This is a genomic window from Microvirga sp. jy35 (genome assembly GCF_056148915.1).
Window position 1 is genome coordinate 36853 of record NZ_JBWBEW010000036.1, and the last position, 16281, is coordinate 53133.

Genomic DNA, 16281 nt, shown 5'->3' on the forward strand with positions numbered 1-16281 from the left:
CTTCATCGGCAGACCCAATAAAAAAGCCGCGCTCGATGCGCGGCTTTTTTCATTGTCCGAAGTTTGCCTTGGCCTACTGCCACTGGCTGAAGGCGTCGTTGATCACCTGTTCGCCGGAGCCGCCCTTCTCGAAGCTCAGGATAGCCCGTTGGCCCGAGGCCATCCGAACCGGCAGGTCGATCCAGTTGCGGCGCACGAACAGCTGCGTGTTGCGCGCCACATCGGCCTGCAGGTTGGAGAGGCCGATGAGGAACAGGTTCTCGCGCACGGGCACCGGCAGACCGGCAACCGGGGTGCCGCGTGCCGCCTCCTCGCTCTTGAACTGCAGGAGGCCCACGTCACGGATCACGCGGTTCGTATCGCCCGCACGGGTCGTGAAGGTGAGCTCGACCGTATGGGAGGCCGGGAGTGTCGTGTCGAGGTTGCGCCGCAGCACCATCCTCATGGTCAGCCCGGCATCCGGCACGTCAATGTTGGCGATCACGGCCCTTTCCAGCGGCTGGCCCTGACCGGGATTGACATCCTCGAGGCGCCAGGTCACGCGTCCGACCTGCGCCTTGGGGGCCTGGGGATTGGCGGGATCCTCCTCGTAGAAGACCGCACGCTGCGCGACGCCCGTTTCCTGGCGCGGCGCCGGGTTGGGGGCAGAGGCCGGGGGAGGCGCCTGCCCTCCTCCGACGCGCTCGTTGATCTTGGAATCGGCCGGTGGGGCCGCCGGAGCCTCCGCGACCGGCGTCTCGGGAGCAAGGTCCTCGGGCCTGTCGCGCCACAGGAAAGCGAAGGCCGCAATGGCCGCGATCACGAGCGCCAGGACCGAGCCGAACACGATGGTGCGCGCGCGCCCCTTGTTCTGCATGGCCGGATGAGGTCGGCTGTCGATCTTGGGCCGGGCCACTGCGGGCTCGGCATAGGAATCCTCGATCTCATCATCCTGGACCGGCTGGGGAGCCGGCGCCCGCAACCCGTGGACCGAGGTTGCACGCGAGGTTTCAGGCCCCGGCCGGACCGGCGGCTCTTCGGTCAGCATGGTCGCGAAGGCATCGGCATCGAACCCGGCCGAGGGCGCGTAATCTGCCTCAACCCTGGCGATAGCCTCGTCGAGGGAGCGGCTTTCGTGCTGGATCTCCGCCTCCGACAGGGGCGGGTTGAGCGAGCGGAGCTGCGCGATCAGCGCCGTGCGGGCACGCTCGTAGACAGCGTGCCGCTTGTCGGCATTCTGCTCCGGCAAGCCTTCGACGGCCCGGGCGATGAGAGGGTAATAATCTGCCATTTCTCTTCGGAATGGACCCGCTGAGGCCTCGCCGTCAACCCTCAAACGGGTTCTTCATGAGGATTGTGTCGTCACGCTCCGGCGAGGTGGAGAGCACCGCGACCGGCGCGCCGATCAGTTCCTCGATGCGGCGGACATACTTGATGGCCTGCGCCGGCAGGTCCGCCCAGGAGCGGGCGCCCGCCGTGGAGCCGCTCCAGCCCTCGAACTCCTCGTAGATCGGCTCGACGCGGGCTTGTGCGCCTTGGCTCGCCGGGAAGTAGTCGATGATCTGGCCATCGAGCCTGTAGCCGACGCCGATCCTGATGGTCTCGAAGCCGTCGAGGATGTCGAGCTTGGTGAGCGCGATGCCGTCGATGCCGGAGGTGCGCACCGTCTGGCGCACCAGCGTCGCGTCGAACCAGCCGCAGCGGCGCTTGCGGCCCGTGACCACGCCGAATTCCTTGCCCTTCCGGCCGATCAGCTCGCCGGTCTCGTCGAAGAGTTCGGTCGGGAACGGCCCCTCGCCCACGCGGGTCGTGTAGGCCTTGGCGATGCCGAGCACATAGCCGACGGCCCCTGGGCCCAGGCCTGAGCCGGTCGCCGCCTGACCGGCCACTGTGTTGGACGAGGTGACGAACGGATAGGTCCCGTGATCGACGTCGAGCAGCGCGCCTTGCGCACCCTCGAACAGGATGCGCTTGCCTGCCCGGCGCTGCTCGTCGAGGAGGCGCCACACGGCATCCATGTAGGGCAGCACTTTCGGGGCAACCGAGGCCAGCTCCTCATAGATCGCTTTTGCGGCGAACTCCTCGAGGCCGAAGCCGCGGCGAAGCGCGTTGTGGTGGGTGAGCAGCCGGTCGATCTTCTCCGGCAATGTGCTCAGGTCGGCAAGGTCCATGAGGCGGATGGCGCGCCGGCCTGCCTTGTCCTCGTAGGCCGGGCCGATGCCGCGCTTGGTGGTGCCGATCTTGGTGCCGGCGCTGCCGCTTTCCCGGAGGGCATCGAGCTCGCGGTGGATGGAGAGAATCAGCGTGGCGTTTTCCGCCACACGCAGGTTCTCGCGGCTGATAGAGACGCCCTGCTCACCTAAGCGCTCCACCTCGCCGGCCAGAGCATGCGGGTCGAGCACCACGCCGTTGCCGATGACCGAGAGCTTGTTCGGGCGCACGACGCCGGAGGGCAGGAGCGAGAGCTTGTAGACCTTGTCGCCGATCACGAGGGTGTGGCCGGCATTGTGACCGCCCTGGAACCGCACGACCACGTCCGCCTGTTCGGACAGCCAGTCGACGATCTTGCCCTTGCCCTCGTCGCCCCACTGGGCGCCCACGACAACCACGTTCGCCATCGCTCAAACCCTCACATGAAAAAGCCCCGGCGCAAGGCCAGGGCTGGGTAAAAACCTTGCAAACCCTCATGGTGGATCATGCGCCTCAGGTCAAGGCGGAATGAGCCCTGCATCCCCGCATCATAAACACCGGAAAGGCGGGAATGTGGTTCTGCATGTTCAGCCTCGAATGGAAATTGATCTGTCAAAGAGCCAGCACTGTGTGGCCCGCAGCCTGTGGGCTGCGGGCCTGTGGTGAGATCGAGGGTGGCGCGTTGGGCAGCCCGGCTCGATGATGTGTGGTGAAGGGAAGAGCCAGGATGCCTCTTCGCGCACGGCTTGTTTAGGCGTTCAGGCGAGACCAGCCCGGTGACCGCTCCAGGCGGGGTCCGTCTGCTCGACGGGGGCCTGGAGCCGATTCCGACCACCGGCCCACAGCCTGGGCCTCCTGTCGGTGCCGCTTGCGAGGCTGCACCACAGGACCGTGCCTGCTCCCACACTGCGACGCCTCGCGAGCGCGCCCCTCGACAGGAACAGGTCTGCACAACGATATAGCCGAGCTTAGGCGAGCTGTCAAGAACAAAGTAAGAACATTACACTGCCCCACCGCGTCATGGCCGTCCCTGGATTGGGTCCGGGATCAGTCCCGGCCATCCCCGTCCTCTATCCATCTCGTCTCCTTCCGGCCTCTTCCTGAGGAGCAGCCGTGAGGCTGCGTCTCGAAGGAGCATCCAGGGCTCTCTGGAACCTTCTTCGAGACGGCGCTTACGCGCCTCCTCAGGAAGAGGCCGGAGGGGTGGGCCGCAATGGCGCAGATCACCGGAACAAGTCCGGGGATGACGAAGGGAATGTCATTTCGGGCACCACAGAACTCACGCCCGCCCGCGTGCGCTCTTCTCCGTCCGCACCCGATGCTCGATGAAGTTGCGGATCTCGCGGGTGCGGCGGGCAGGTTCGAGAACCTCGGCGTCGATGCCGTAGCGCCAGGCGAGATCGAAGCGGGCAGGATCCTTGTCCAGGGCTGCCAGATCCTCCGCATAGGAAAGAGCTTCCTCCGGCGTGCGGCAGAAGCCCTCCCGCACGAGGATGTCGGTGCGGCGGCTCAGGATCGCGGCGAGTTCGCCGAGCGAGAACTCCGGGTGATACTGCACGCCCCAGAACGTGCCGCCGTCGCGCCGGATCTCGGCTGCCTGCACGGGCGATACCGCATTGCTCGCAATCACCGTGCAATCCTCCGGCACGGCCGTGACCATGTCCAGGTGGATGGCAGGTGCATCGTAGGAAGCCGGACGCCCGTCGAGCAACGGATGACCTTGACCGGCCTGCGTCCTGGTGAGCCTGCGGGCGATGCCGACCTCGCGGCCGAGAGGGTTCTGGCGCACATCACCCTCAGCCGCGACGGTCGCCACCTGCAACCCCCAGCAGGAGCCGAAGGACGGCGTGCGAGAGGCGAAAGCAGCCCGCATCAGGTCGATCTGGCTCAGGATGTCGGGGGTGCGGTCATAGATGTTGAGGTGAGAGCCGGTGAGCACGATGCCGTCATAGGATTCGAGCCCCGCCGCATCGGGCAGGTTTGCGCCCTCATCCGTCGGAAAGGCGATGTCGCACACGGCATCGGACGCGATCCCCTGAATGACCTCCGAGTAGGACTCGGAGAGCGTGAGTCCATAGGCGTCCTTGTGGGCCTGCCTTGCGCCCCGCGTATTGCCCTCAACCACCAGAAACCTTAAGGCCATGCGTGTCACCCGCTTCTCGTCGTGCCGGTTTAGCCGAACGGCGCGCGGCGGCAAGTGCAATAAGGTCCGGCCTCCGATGAAAATCCTGCATTCGCTTTGGAAGGGACTGTGGGGGCAGGCTTACGTGCTCCTGACCCTCACCACGCTGATGTGGGGCGGCAATGCCATCGCCGGTCGACTCGCCGTGGGCGAGGTGTCGCCCATGATGCTCACCTGCCTTCGCTGGGTCATCGTCGTGGTCGTGCTGCTGCCGCTGGTCGGGCGGCAGGTGATGGCGCAATGGCCGCGGATCCGGGAGCGCTGGCTCTTCACGATCCTCATGGGAGCCTTCGGGTTCACCGGCTTCAACGCCCTGTTCTACGCGGCCGCGCATTACACGACCGCCGTCAACCTCACGATCTTCCAGGGCTCGATCCCGGTTCTCGTTCTTCTCGGCACCGTCCTGCTGTTCAAGGCCCGCGTGATCCCGCTGCAGATCATCGGCATGATCGTGACGATCCTCGGCGTGATCCTGGTTTCCGTGAAGGCCGATTTCGAGATCCTCCGGACGCTCGCGCTCAACATCGGCGATGTGTGGACGCTGATCGCCTGCGTGTTCTATGCCGGCTATACCCTCGGCCTGCGCCATCGCCCTGCCATTCCAGGCCTTATCTTCTTCGCGTCCTTGGCCGCGGTAGCCTTCATGACGTCGCTGCCCCTCCTTTGGATCGAGGCAGCCCAGGGCAGCCTGCAAGTCCCGACCGCCAAAGGGTGGGCGATCCTGCTCTATGTGGGCCTCTTGCCCTCACTGCTCTCGCAGGTGTTCTTCATGCGCGGGGTAGAACTCATCGGCCCGGCGCGGGCCGGCCTGTTCGTCAATCTCGTGCCGGTCTTCGGCGCCCTGCTCGCCGTGGTGCTGCTGGGCGAGCCTTTTGCGTATTACCACGCCCTCGGCCTCGTGCTGGTGCTCGGCGGCATCTGGCTCGCGGAGCGGCGGCGGTAGAAGCGGCTCACTCCGACGGGTATTACACCCTCCACTGTCATCCCCGCGAAGGCGGGGATCCATAACCACGATGGTTTGGAAGTGGACGCAACGGATAATCCAGCTTCTGATTCTGCAACGTCAGCGTTTATGGATTCCGGGCTCGCCTGCGGCGCCCCGGAATGACAGTAGCGTTGCTACTAATCCGCAAACACCACCGTCTTGCGTCCGTTGAGCAGGATGCGATCCTCCAGGTGGTAGCGCACGGCGCGCGCCAGCACGCGGCGTTCGATGTCGCGGCCCTTGCGCACGAGGTCGTCCGCCGTGTCGCGGTGCGTGATCGACTCCACGTCCTGCGCGATGATCGGGCCTTCGTCGAGATCGGACGTCACGTAGTGCGCGGTTGCGCCGATCAGCTTCACGCCGCGCACATGGGCCTGGTGGTAGGGCTTCGCCCCCTTGAAGCTCGGCAGGAACGAATGGTGGATGTTGATGCAGCGTCCGACAAGCTTCGCGGCCAGTCCGTCCGAGAGCACCTGCATGTAGCGGGCGAGCACCACAAGATCGGCCTTCGACTCGCGGATGATCTCCCAGACCTGTGCCTCCTGCTCGAGCTTTGTGTCCTTCGTGACCGGCAGGTAGTGGAACGGGATGCTTCCCAGACCCACATGGGCATAGGTCTCGACCGGATGGTTGGCGATGATGCCAACGGGCTCGAAGTCGAGCTCGCCGATGCGCCAGCGGTAGAGGAGATCCGTGAGGCAATGGTCGAACTTCGAGACCAGCAACACGACGCGGCGCTTCTCGGCCTGATCGCGCAGGGTCCAAGTCATGGAGAAGCGCTGGCCAAGCGGCGCGAAGCCGCTTTTGAGCACGTCGAGATCGGTCTCGCCGGCGACAGGATCGAAGACGACACGCATGAAGAACCGGTCGGTCTGCGTGTCGTCGTATTGCTGCGCGTCGAGGATGTTGAGGCCGGCATCCGACAAATGCCCCGCCACGGCGGCCACGATGCCGGGACGGTTCGGGCAGGCGAGCGTCAGAACGAAACGCTGCGACGGGGAGGATGGCATCTCAAGAGCCTCAACTTTCATCGTTCGCATCTTCCGGCGAACCGGTCTCCACTTCGCCGGAAGACGTATTATGGATGGCATTGAGCATCGGATTGATCCCAAAAGCGCGAGCCCACTTTTGGGTCCGATCCTCTAGAACCGCACGGCCCGCGCGCGCTTGACCTGCGGGATGTCCTCGATCAGGCGCAGGAGGTCGTCGGAGACCGGCTCGTCCACCGACACGAAGCAGATGGCGTCTCCGCCGGGCTTGTCGCGACCGAGGGCGAAGGTTGCGACGTTCACGCCGGATTCACCGAGCAGGGTGCCGAAGCGGCCGATGAAGCCGGGCTTGTCGTCATTGCGCACATAGATCATGTGCGGGGCGAACTCGGCATCGACGGCGATGTCGCGGATCTCGATGACGCGCGGCTTGCCGTCCTGGAACACGGTGCCGCCCGCATGGCGCGGCATGTCGTCCGCGTCGACGACGATACGGATGAAGCTCTCGTAGTCGCGGGCCGCATTCTCGCGCTTGACCTCTTCCACCATGATGCCGCGATCGCGGGCGACGAGGGGCGCCGACACCATGTTGATGTCCTGCAGGAAGGGGCGCAGCACGCCGGTCACGGCAGCCGAGGTGAGCGCGCGGGTGTTCATCTCGGCGACCGCGCCCTCGTATTCGATGCGGATGCCCTTGATCGGGGCTTCCGTGAGCTGGCCCAGGAAGGAGCCGAGCTTTTCCGCAAGCGCCACGAAGGGTTTCAGGCGCGGCGCTTCTTCTGCGGTGATCGACGGGAAGTTGACTGCATTCTGGATCGCGCCCTGGAGCAGGTAATCCGACATCTGCTCGGCCACCTGCAGCGCCACGTTCTCCTGCGCCTCCGTGGTGGCCGCGCCGAGATGCGGCGTGCAGACCACGTTGGGGTGGCCGAAGAGCGGGTTGCTCGTCGCGGGCTCCTCGACGAACACGTCGAAGGCCGCCCCCGCCACGTGGCCGGAATCCAGGGCGGCACGAAGCGCCACCTCGTCCACGAGACCGCCGCGGGCGCAGTTGATGATGCGCACGCCCTTCTTGGTCTTGGCGATGTTCTCGGCCGAGAGCACGTTCCTCGTCTTCTCCGTCATCGGCACGTGGAGCGTGATGATGTCGGCACGGCGCAGCAGCTCGTCGAGCTCCACCTTCTCGACCCCGAGCTCGAGGGCGCGCTCCGGCGACAGGAACGGATCGTAGGCGATCACCCTCATGCGCAGCCCGATGGCGCGGTCGGCCACGATGGAGCCGATGTTGCCGCAGCCGATCACGCCGAGGGTCTTGGCCGTCAGCTCGACGCCCATGAAGCGGTTCTTCTCCCACTTGCCGGCCTGCGTCGACGCATCGGCCTGCGGGATCTGGCGCGCGAGCGCGAACATCATGGCGATGGCGTGCTCGGCGGTGGTGATGGAATTGCCGAAGGGCGTGTTCATGACGATGACGCCCTTCGCCGTGGCGGCGGGGATCTCGACATTGTCGACGCCGATGCCGGCGCGGCCGATGACCTTCAGGTTTTTGGCCTGTTCGAGGATCTTGGCCGTGACCTTGGTGGCGGAGCGGATGGCGAGGCCATCGTAGTCGCCGATGATGGCAGCGAGCTTGTCCTTATCCTTGCCGAGGTCGGGCTGGAAATCGACCTCGATGCCGCGATCCTTGAAGATCTGCACGGCGGCGGGGGAGAGAGCGTCGGAAATGAGTACGCGGGGAGCGGGCATGGGGCACCTCGATCTCCCCTCCCCCTTGCGGGGAGGGGTGGGGGTGGGGGTGGTTCGACAGGGTGAGAGGTGGAGCAAAGTGCTGTAACAGCCTCGTGCATTCATCACGACGCAGAGCACTCCTACGTTCCGACCCCCACCCTCGATCCCTCCCCGCAAGGGGGAGGGAAGAAGCGTGTTAAGCCGCTTGCGCGAGCTTTGCCTTTTCCTGCGCGAAGGCCCAGTCGAGCCAGGGCGTCAGGGCTTCGAGGTCGGATTGCTCGACCGTCGCGCCGCACCAGATGCGCAGGCCCGGAGGGGCATCGCGATAGGCGCCGATGTCGAGGGCCACGTTTTCCTTCTCGAGCGCGGAGACAATGCCCTTGGCGACCTGCGCCACAGCCTCGGGTCCCTTGGCGACCACATCGGGATCGGCGATCACGAGGCACACGCTGGTGTTGGAGGCAGTGGCCGGATCCTTGGCGAGGTTGGCGATCCAAGGGGTCTTTGCGACCCAGTCGGTGATCACCTTCGCGTTGGCGTCGGCCTTGGCGAGGAGCGCGTTCAATCCGCCGATGGACTTCGCCCATTCCAGCGCGTCGATGTAGTCCTCCACCGCCAGCATGGACGGCGTGTTGATGGTCTCGCCCTCGAAGATGCCCTCGATGAGCTTGCCGCCCTTGGTCATGCGGAAGATTTTCGGCAGCGGCCAGGCCGGCTTGTAGCTCTCCAACCGTTCGACCGCGCGGGGCGAGAGGATGAGCATGCCATGGGCCGCCTCGCCGCCGAGCACCTTCTGCCAGGAGAAGGTGACCACGTCCAGCTTGGCGAAGTCGAGCTTCTGCGCGAAAGCCGCCGAGGTGGCGTCGCAGATGGTGAGACCTTCACGGTCGGCCGCGATCCAGTCCGCGTTCGGCACGCGCACGCCGGAGGTTGTGCCGTTCCAGGTGAACACCACATCGCGGCTCTTCGTGTCGACCTGCGCGAGATCGGGAAGCTCGCCGTAAGGCGCGTTGATGATCCGGGCATCGGCGAGCTTGAGCTGCTTGACCACGTCCGTGACCCAGCCCTCGCCGAAGCTTTCCCAGGCCAGCATGTCGACGGGCCGCGCCCCGAGCATCGACCAGAGCACCATCTCCACGGCGCCGGTGTCGGAGGCGGGCACGATGCCGATGCGGTAATCGGCCGGCACGTCCAGCACCTCGCGGGTGAGGTCGATGGCGAGCTTCAGGCGCGCCTTGCCGAGCTTGGCGCGATGGGAGCGGCCAAGGCTGTCGGTTTTCAGGTTCTGGAGAGACCATCCGGGGCGCTTCGCGCAGGGGCCGGACGAAAAGAAAGGCGCGCGCGGACGCGCGGCGGGCAGGCTTGTCATGGTATCCATCCTTTCAGATGGGCGCCTCTCGGTGGGGAGAGGTGTCCCGCCGACCGGTATGACGGAGGCGAACGCCACGGTCAAGGCGATTGCTGCTGGATCTGTCGTTGCGGCAGCGATCCAGATTACGAAATCGTAATACAAAACATCGTGTTCAGACGGATCCCTTCGGAGTAATTGGCATATATTGTGCTAGGACGAGTTCCGATATTCCGAACGACAAAGAATGACGTGTAAGGAGCAAGCATGCGTGTGTCCGGTCAACTTGCTGTCATAGCCATGCTGGGGGCGGCAGGCTTTGGCGGCTGGTACGCCTACAAGGGCGGCCATCTGGCCAATGTGCCCGTGATCGGCGCCTATGTGAGCCAACCTTCCGGCCAGCAGGCTGGTGCTCCGAGGGGCCCGGGCGGCCGCGGCGGCCCCACCGGTCCGGCCACGGTCGAGGTCGACACGGTCAAGACCGGACGCATCGTGGAGATCCGGGAGGCGGTCGGCACCGTGCGTGCCTATGAATCGATCACGGTGACCGCCAAGGTGGCAGGCATCATCGGCGAGATCGGCTTCGAGGAAGGCCAGAAGGTCAAGGCCGGCGACACGCTGGTCCAGTTCGATGCCGCCGAGCGCCGCGCCGCCATCGAGCAGGCTGCCGCCGAGGCCAACCGGGCCACGGCGCTCCGGAACGAGATCGCCATCAAGCTCGATCGTGCCCAGGCCCTGCGCCGCACCGGTGCCGGCACCGAGGCCCAGGTCGAGGATCTGACCGCGCAGATGAAGTCGCTCGAAGGCTCGATCGCCTCTGCTCAAGCTCAGCGCAGGGCGGCAGAAGCACGGCTCGAAGAGCTGACGATCCGCGCGCCCTTCGCCGGCCGCGTCGGCACCCGCTCCGTCTCGCTTGGCGCCTATGTAGCGCCAGGAACCCGCATCACGTCCCTCGACGATCTGTCCAAGGTGCGCCTCGACTTCGCCGTGCCGGAGAACCTTCTGGGTCGCCTCGAGCCGGGGCAGACGGTCAATGCTGTCTCTGCAGCCTACCGTGGCCGGATCTTCAAGGGCACGGTCGCGACCATCGACCCCCGGGTCGATCAGACGACCCGCACGGCGCGCCTCACCGCGGAGTTCGACAATCAGGACGAAGCTTTGAAGCCCGGCATGTTCCTGTCCGTGGCCCTGGAGGTCTCCACCAGGGACGACGCCGTCGTGGTGCCGGAGGAAGCGGTCGTCAGCGAGGGCCTGCGCCACATCATCTATCCGGTGAAGGACAACAAGGTGGAGCGCCGCGTCATCACCATCGGCCAGCGACAGGGCGGCAAGGTGGAGGTGGTGGACGGGCTCAAGGCCGGCGAGACCATCGTCGTGCTGGGTGTCCAGCGCGTGCGGCCTGGCGCCGAAGTCATCGCCCGTCCGTTGGGTTCCGGTGCTCCTGCCAGTCCTGCTCCGGCAGCCAATCGCGATCAGCCCTCCCGCTCGTCGCTGAACGTGCCGCAGGCCATCGGCAGCGCCCAGGCGGCAGAGCGGAAGTGAACCACCTTGCTTCCCTCGCCCTTGTGGGGAGGGATCGTGGGTGGGGGTGTGAGCGCCATGCTCTCGGGAGGTGGCGTTGACACCCCCACCTCCAACTCCTCCCCACAAGGGGGAGGAGAGCCTTGTCGAATCTCGTTGCGAGTCCCTCGCTGCCATCTGGATCGAATAAAGCCATGCAGGTTTCAGACCTCTTCATCCGCCGCCCCGTCTTCGCCGTCGTGGTCAGCCTGCTGCTGATCGTGGGTGGCTTGGCCGCGCTCATGAACCTGCCGGTTCGCGAGTATCCGCAGGTCGACCGCCCGGTCGTCTCGGTCTCCACCGTCTATCGCGGCGCCTCGAACGAGGTGATCGAGAGCCGGGTGACCGAGATCATCGAGGGCGCGGTCGCCGGCATCGAAGGCATCCGCCAGATCACGTCGCAGAGCCAGAACGACCGCTCCTCCGTGTCCATCGAGTTCGAGGTTTCCCGCGAGCCGGAAGCCGCGACCTCTGACGTGCGCGACGCCGTGTCCCGCGTGACCGGGCGGCTGCCGGAAGGCGCCGACACGCCGGTGGTGCGAAAAGTCGATGCCAACGCCTCGGCCATTCTATGGGTCGGCGTCACCTCCACCAGCCTCGATGCCCTCGAGCTCAGCGACTTTCTCAAGCGCGTGTATGTGGATCGCCTGTCCACCGTTCCGGGCGTCGCCAATGTGAACTTGAGCGGCGAGCGGCGCTTTGCCATGCGGGTCTGGGTCGACCGCCCGGCCCTCGCGGCCCGAGGGCTGACGGCGCAGGATCTGGAGACCGCCATCAAGCGCCAGAACGTGGAACTTCCCGGCGGCCGGATCGAGTCCAGCCAGCGCGAGTTCACCGTCAAGACCGACTCCCGCCTCGCTACCCCCGAAGAATTCGCGCAGGTGATCGTCACCAACAAGAACGGCTATCTGGTCCGTCTCGGAGAGGTGGCTCAGGTGGAGGTCGGCCCGGAGGATACACGCTTCGAGTTCTACCAATCGGGCGAGACCGCTATCGGCATGGGCGTGGTGCGCCAGTCGACCGCCAACACACTGTCCGTCGTCGATGGCGTGCGCAAGGAATTGGAGGAGCTCAAGTCCTCCCTGCCGCCCGGCACCACTGCCGAGGTGGCCTATGACGAAAGCCAGTTCATCCGCGCGTCCATCGATGGCGTGCTGAAGACCCTCCTGGAAGGTGTGGCGCTGGTGATCCTCGTGATCCTGGTCTTCCTGCGGGACTGGCGCTCGACCATCGTGGCCATGGTGGCGATTCCGGTCTCCATCACGGCAGCCTTCATGGTCATGGCCTTCTTCGGTGCGTCCATCAACGTGCTGACCCTGCTCGCCATCGTGCTCGCCATCGGCATCGTGGTGGACGATGCCATCGTGGAGATCGAGAACGTGCATCGGCGCATCGAGGAGGGTCAGCCGCCGCTGCTGGCCTCCTTCGACGGCGCGCGGGAGATCGGCTTCGCGGTGATCGCCACCACGGCCACCCTGATGGCGGTGTTCGTGCCGCTCGCCTTCATGACCGGCAACACCGGCAAGCTCTTCCGCGAATTCGGCATCACGCTTGCGGCGTCCATCTTCTTCTCGGGCGTGGTGGCGCGCACGCTTACCCCAATGATGTGCTCCAAGCTGATGGTTCCGGCCCATGGCCGCATCCAGCGCATGACCGAGCCGCTCTTCGAGAAGATGAACAATGGCTACCGCTGGCTGCTCTCCCGGGCATTGCGGGTCCCGGTGGTCATCCTCTTCATCGGCTTCCTCGTGTCGCTCTCGGCCTATGGCCTGTTTCAGTCCCTGCCGAAGGAATTCGCCCCGCAGGAGGACCGCGGCGCCATCATCGTGCGGCTCCAGGCCCCGGAAGGCGCAAGCCTCGACTACACCCGCGACCGGGTGAAGGAGGTCGAGAAGGCCATCCTGCCCCTGCAGGAACAGGGCATCATCGCGTCCATGCTGAGCCAGGTCGCACCGGGCTTCGCGCGCCCCTCCCCGGTCAATGAGGGCATCGTGATCGTGCGTCTCGTGCCCTGGGAGGAGCGGACCCAGAACCAGCAGGACATCGTGCGCCAGCTGACGCCGAAGGTGTCGAATTTTCCCGGCGCGCGCGTGTCCGTGGTCAACCCGCCGGCCTTCGGCGGCGCCGGAGGCTTCGGCCAGCCGATCCAGTTCGTGCTCGGCGGTCCCGATTACGACACGATCCGCGGCTGGCGCGACATCGTCATGCAGAAGGCCCAGGAGACGGGCAAGTTCGTCAACATGGACTCGAACTACCGCGAGTCTCAGCCCGACATCCGCGTCCAGATCGACCGCCAGCGCGCCGCCGATCTGGGCGTCTCCGTGGAAGACATCGGCCGCACGCTCCAGCTGATGTTCGGCGAGACCGAAGTCTCGACCTTCGTCAGCCGCGGCGACGAGTATCCGGTGATCATGCGCGCCCGCGCCCAGGACCGCGCGACGCCGAACGATCTCACCAACACCTTCATCCGCGCCGCGAACAGCGAGCTCGTTCCGCTGTCGTCCTTTGTCTCCTTGACGGAATCGGCAGCTCCCCAGGCCCTGAACCGGTTCGACCGCCTGCGCTCGATCACCATCCAGTCCTCCCTGGCACCGGGCGTTTCCATCGGCGAAGGCCTCGAGATTCTCCAGCAGATCGTGCGCGACAACCTGCCGGCGGAGGTGCGCATCGGCTATAACGGGCAGTCGAAGGACTTCCTCGATTCCACGGGCGCGATCTACGTGACCTTCGCCATGGCGCTGCTCGTGGTGTTCCTGGTGCTGGCGGCGCAGTTCGAGAGCTGGATCAATCCGTTCATCATCATGCTGACCGTTCCGCTCGCGGTGACGGGTGGTCTTCTGGCCCTGTTCGTCACGGGCCAGACGCTCAACATCTACAGCCAGATCGGCATGATCCTGCTCATCGGCCTGATGACCAAGAACGGCATCCTGATCGTCGAATTCTCGAACCAACTGCGCGAGCGCGGCTACTCGGTCAGGGATGCGGTGCTCGAAGCGTCGGTCCTGCGCCTGCGGCCGATCCTGATGACCTCCATTGCCATGATCGGCGGCGCCATCCCGCTCGCTTGGTCCACCGGCGCAGGCGCCGAGGCGCGCAATGCCATCGGCTCGGTGATCGTCGGCGGCGTGACGGTCTCCACCATGCTCACCATGCTGGTGGTGCCCTCGATCTATCTGCTCATCGGCGGCTTCACCAAGCCCGCCACCTATGTGGGCGAGATGCTCGACAGGCTCCGCGCTCAGACAGGCCAGCGCCCCCATGGCGAGGATCTGCCGCGCCACACCGCACCGCAGCCCCCGGCCCATCCGGCGGAGTGATCGAAGAAGCAAAGCGGAAGCGCATTTCCCTCCCCCTTGTGGGGAGGGTTCAAGGGTGGGGGTGTCGGCGCTGAACTGGATCAGCGTAACGCTCACACCCCCACCTCCAACTCCTCCCCACAAGGGGGAGGAGGGCTTACGTTGCGCCGCCCTTCGCCCAATCGGTTGAACCGTCACTTCCGCATAAAAAAGCCCCGGCGATCATCTCGCCGGGGCTTTTGCTTGAAGCCGATACAAGCAGCGCTGTTATGCTGCAACCTGGGAGGCAGCCCGGGTCACGGCATCCACCACGTCGTCCACCACGCGGTTGACGAGATCCTCGTTGTCGCCCTCTCCCATCACCCGGATGACGGGCTCGGTGCCGGAGGGGCGGATCACGAGACGGCCTGCTTGGCCGAGAGTCTCGCGCCCTGCCTCGATGGCCTTGATGACCGACGCTTCCTGCAGGGGCTTGCCGGCCTTGTAGCGCACGTTCTTGAGCACCTGCGGCAGGGGCTCGAAGCAATGGCAGACCTCCGAGACCGGCTTGCCGAGGCTCTTGACCACCGCGAGAAGCTGCAGGGCCGCAACCAGGCCGTCGCCCGTGGTGGTGTAGTCGGACATGATGATGTGCCCGGACTGCTCGCCGCCGAGGTTGAAGCCGTGGGCGCGCATGTGCTCGAGCACGTAGCGGTCCCCGACCGCGGTGCGCACGAGGCCGAGGCCCATGCCGCTTAAGTAACGCTCCAGGCCGAGATTCGACATGATCGTGGCGACGATGCCCGGCTGGGACAGGCGGCCGTCGTCCTTCCACGAGCGGGCGACGACGGCCATGAGCTGGTCGCCGTCGACCTTGTGGCCTTTCTCGTCGACGATGAGGACGCGGTCCGCATCGCCGTCGAGGGCGATGCCCACATCGGCGCGCAGCTCGCGAACCTTCTGGATCAGCGCATCGGGGGCGGTGGAGCCGACATCGTGGTTGATGTTGAAGCCGTTCGGCTCCACGCCGATCGACATCACCTCGGCGCCCAGCTCCCACAGGGCTTCCGGAGCCACCTTGTAGCCGGCCCCGTTGGCGCAGTCGATCACGACCCGCATGCCCTCCAGGTCAATCTGGCGCGGCAGGGTGCGCTTGGCGAATTCGATGTAGCGGGCCTGGACGCTCTCGATGCGCTTGGCGCGGCCGAGGGCGGCGGAACCGGACAGGCGGCGGGTGAGATCGGAATCGATCAGCGCTTCGATCTCAAGCTCCATGTCGTCGCTGAGCTTGAACCCGTCCGGGCCGAACAGCTTGATGCCGTTGTCCTCATAGGGGTTGTGCGAGGCCGAGATCATGACGCCGAGGTCGCAGCGCATGGAGCGGGTCAGCATGGCGACCGCAGGGGTCGGGATCGGGCCGAGGAGCAGCACGTCCATGCCCACGGAGGTGAAACCCGCCTGAAGGGCCGACTCGATCATGTAGCCGGACAGCCGCGTATCCTTGCCGATCACAACCCGGTGCCGATAGTCGCCGCGCTGCTGGAACATGAGGCCGGCGGCCTGACCGACCTTCAGAGCGAGGTCCGGTGTGATGATCCCGTTGGCGCGACCCCGAATTCCGTCGGTCCCGAAGTATTTACGCACGTGCTTTGTCTCCGCGTCCCGTTGCGCTGATCCGCGCCTTTGCTTTTTTTTCAAAGCAACCTCCCCCACTTCAGTCAAGGCATGGAGGCCAATTCGCGCCATCACAAGTGATAAGCGATTGTTACAGACCTTAAGCGTAGACCATGGGTAGTATTAGACATTCAAGGTAAACAAAAAAGAACGCCCGCTGGGAGAGCGGGCGTTCCTGGATTTCAAAACTACTGGCGTGCTCAAGCCTGCGGCTGGGGCTCCATGCCGCCATCGCTCTCGCGCGGACGGCCCGGGCGGGTGGTTGGCACCGCCGAACCGCGGGTCGGAGTCGCCGCATCCCCTGCGTCGCGGACGGGGGGCTGGCCGTCGAGGAGGTTGCGGATCTCCTCGCCCGACAGGGTCTCGTACTC

The 16281-nt window shown here is 65.6% G+C and carries 10 protein-coding genes; 3 read left to right on the plus strand and 7 right to left on the minus strand.

Annotated elements, in window-relative coordinates:
* Positions 1 to 73: 73 nt before the first annotated feature.
* The 3 genes from AC0QTX_RS21120 to AC0QTX_RS21130 all read right to left on the minus strand — a co-directional run bounded on the left by AC0QTX_RS21120 (position 74) and on the right by AC0QTX_RS21130 (position 4312).
* A complete protein-coding gene (locus AC0QTX_RS21120; protein ID WP_474605788.1) occupies positions 74 to 1270 on the minus strand; it encodes a histidine kinase in 1197 nt (398 codons plus the stop codon).
* A 34-nt stretch (positions 1271 to 1304) separates the two neighbouring features.
* Positions 1305 to 2597 (minus strand): adenylosuccinate synthase, encoded by a 1293-nt coding sequence (locus AC0QTX_RS21125; protein ID WP_474605789.1) that lies wholly within the window; start codon positions 2595 to 2597, stop codon positions 1305 to 1307.
* Between the two features lie 851 nt (positions 2598 to 3448).
* Positions 3449 to 4312 (minus strand): type 1 glutamine amidotransferase, encoded by an 864-nt coding sequence (locus AC0QTX_RS21130; protein WP_474605797.1) that lies wholly within the window; start codon positions 4310 to 4312, stop codon positions 3449 to 3451.
* Positions 4313 to 4388: 76 nt separating this feature from the next.
* On the opposite strand from AC0QTX_RS21130, the gene AC0QTX_RS21135 reads away from it, so the two are divergent.
* Complete coding sequence (locus AC0QTX_RS21135) at positions 4389 to 5294, plus strand: DMT family transporter (protein ID WP_474605790.1); 906 nt, start codon at positions 4389 to 4391, stop codon at positions 5292 to 5294.
* 179 nt (positions 5295 to 5473) lie between these two features.
* Here the strand turns inward: AC0QTX_RS21135 and purU are convergent, their stop codons facing one another.
* From purU to AC0QTX_RS21150, 3 genes are all read right to left on the minus strand, one after another.
* Positions 5474 to 6367, minus strand: coding sequence for a formyltetrahydrofolate deformylase (gene purU, locus AC0QTX_RS21140; RefSeq protein WP_474605791.1), 894 nt, complete (start codon positions 6365 to 6367; stop codon positions 5474 to 5476).
* 111 nt (positions 6368 to 6478) lie between these two features.
* Positions 6479 to 8071 (minus strand): phosphoglycerate dehydrogenase, encoded by a 1593-nt coding sequence (gene serA / locus AC0QTX_RS21145; RefSeq protein ID WP_474605792.1) that lies wholly within the window; start codon positions 8069 to 8071, stop codon positions 6479 to 6481.
* A gap of 178 nt (positions 8072 to 8249) precedes the next feature.
* Complete coding sequence (locus AC0QTX_RS21150) at positions 8250 to 9422, minus strand: phosphoserine transaminase (protein ID WP_474605793.1); 1173 nt, start codon at positions 9420 to 9422, stop codon at positions 8250 to 8252.
* Between the two features lie 246 nt (positions 9423 to 9668).
* On the opposite strand from AC0QTX_RS21150, the gene AC0QTX_RS21155 reads away from it, so the two are divergent.
* Together AC0QTX_RS21155 and AC0QTX_RS21160 are read left to right on the plus strand one after the other, a co-directional pair.
* A complete protein-coding gene (locus AC0QTX_RS21155) occupies positions 9669 to 10943 on the plus strand; it encodes an efflux RND transporter periplasmic adaptor subunit (RefSeq protein WP_474605794.1) in 1275 nt (424 codons plus the stop codon).
* Positions 10944 to 11116: 173 nt separating this feature from the next.
* Complete coding sequence (locus tag AC0QTX_RS21160) at positions 11117 to 14278, plus strand: efflux RND transporter permease subunit (protein WP_474605795.1); 3162 nt, start codon at positions 11117 to 11119, stop codon at positions 14276 to 14278.
* 246 nt (positions 14279 to 14524) lie between these two features.
* Here the strand turns inward: AC0QTX_RS21160 and glmM are convergent, their stop codons facing one another.
* The gene (gene glmM, locus AC0QTX_RS21165) at positions 14525 to 15880 is read right to left on the minus strand and encodes a phosphoglucosamine mutase (protein ID WP_474605796.1); all 1356 of its coding nucleotides are present in this window, start codon (positions 15878 to 15880) and stop codon (positions 14525 to 14527) included.
* Positions 15881 to 16281: the final 401 nt, after the last annotated feature.

What these genes read in the sequence shown, in the direction of transcription:
- AC0QTX_RS21120 (WP_474605788.1), bottom strand. Translation starts at nt 1,270, where the DNA reads ATGGCAGATTATTACCCTCTCATCGCCCGGGCCGTCGAAGGCTTGCCG.
- AC0QTX_RS21125 (WP_474605789.1), bottom strand. Translation starts at nt 2,597, where the DNA reads ATGGCGAACGTGGTTGTCGTGGGCGCCCAGTGGGGCGACGAGGGCAAG.
- AC0QTX_RS21130 (WP_474605797.1), bottom strand. Translation starts at nt 4,312, where the DNA reads ATGGCCTTAAGGTTTCTGGTGGTTGAGGGCAATACGCGGGGCGCAAGG.
- AC0QTX_RS21135 (WP_474605790.1), top strand. Translation starts at nt 4,389, where the DNA reads ATGAAAATCCTGCATTCGCTTTGGAAGGGACTGTGGGGGCAGGCTTAC.
- purU (WP_474605791.1), bottom strand. Translation starts at nt 6,367, where the DNA reads ATGAAAGTTGAGGCTCTTGAGATGCCATCCTCCCCGTCGCAGCGTTTC.
- serA (WP_474605792.1), bottom strand. Translation starts at nt 8,071, where the DNA reads ATGCCCGCTCCCCGCGTACTCATTTCCGACGCTCTCTCCCCCGCCGCC.
- AC0QTX_RS21150 (WP_474605793.1), bottom strand. Translation starts at nt 9,422, where the DNA reads ATGACAAGCCTGCCCGCCGCGCGTCCGCGCGCGCCTTTCTTTTCGTCC.
- AC0QTX_RS21155 (WP_474605794.1), top strand. Translation starts at nt 9,669, where the DNA reads ATGCGTGTGTCCGGTCAACTTGCTGTCATAGCCATGCTGGGGGCGGCA.
- AC0QTX_RS21160 (WP_474605795.1), top strand. Translation starts at nt 11,117, where the DNA reads ATGCAGGTTTCAGACCTCTTCATCCGCCGCCCCGTCTTCGCCGTCGTG.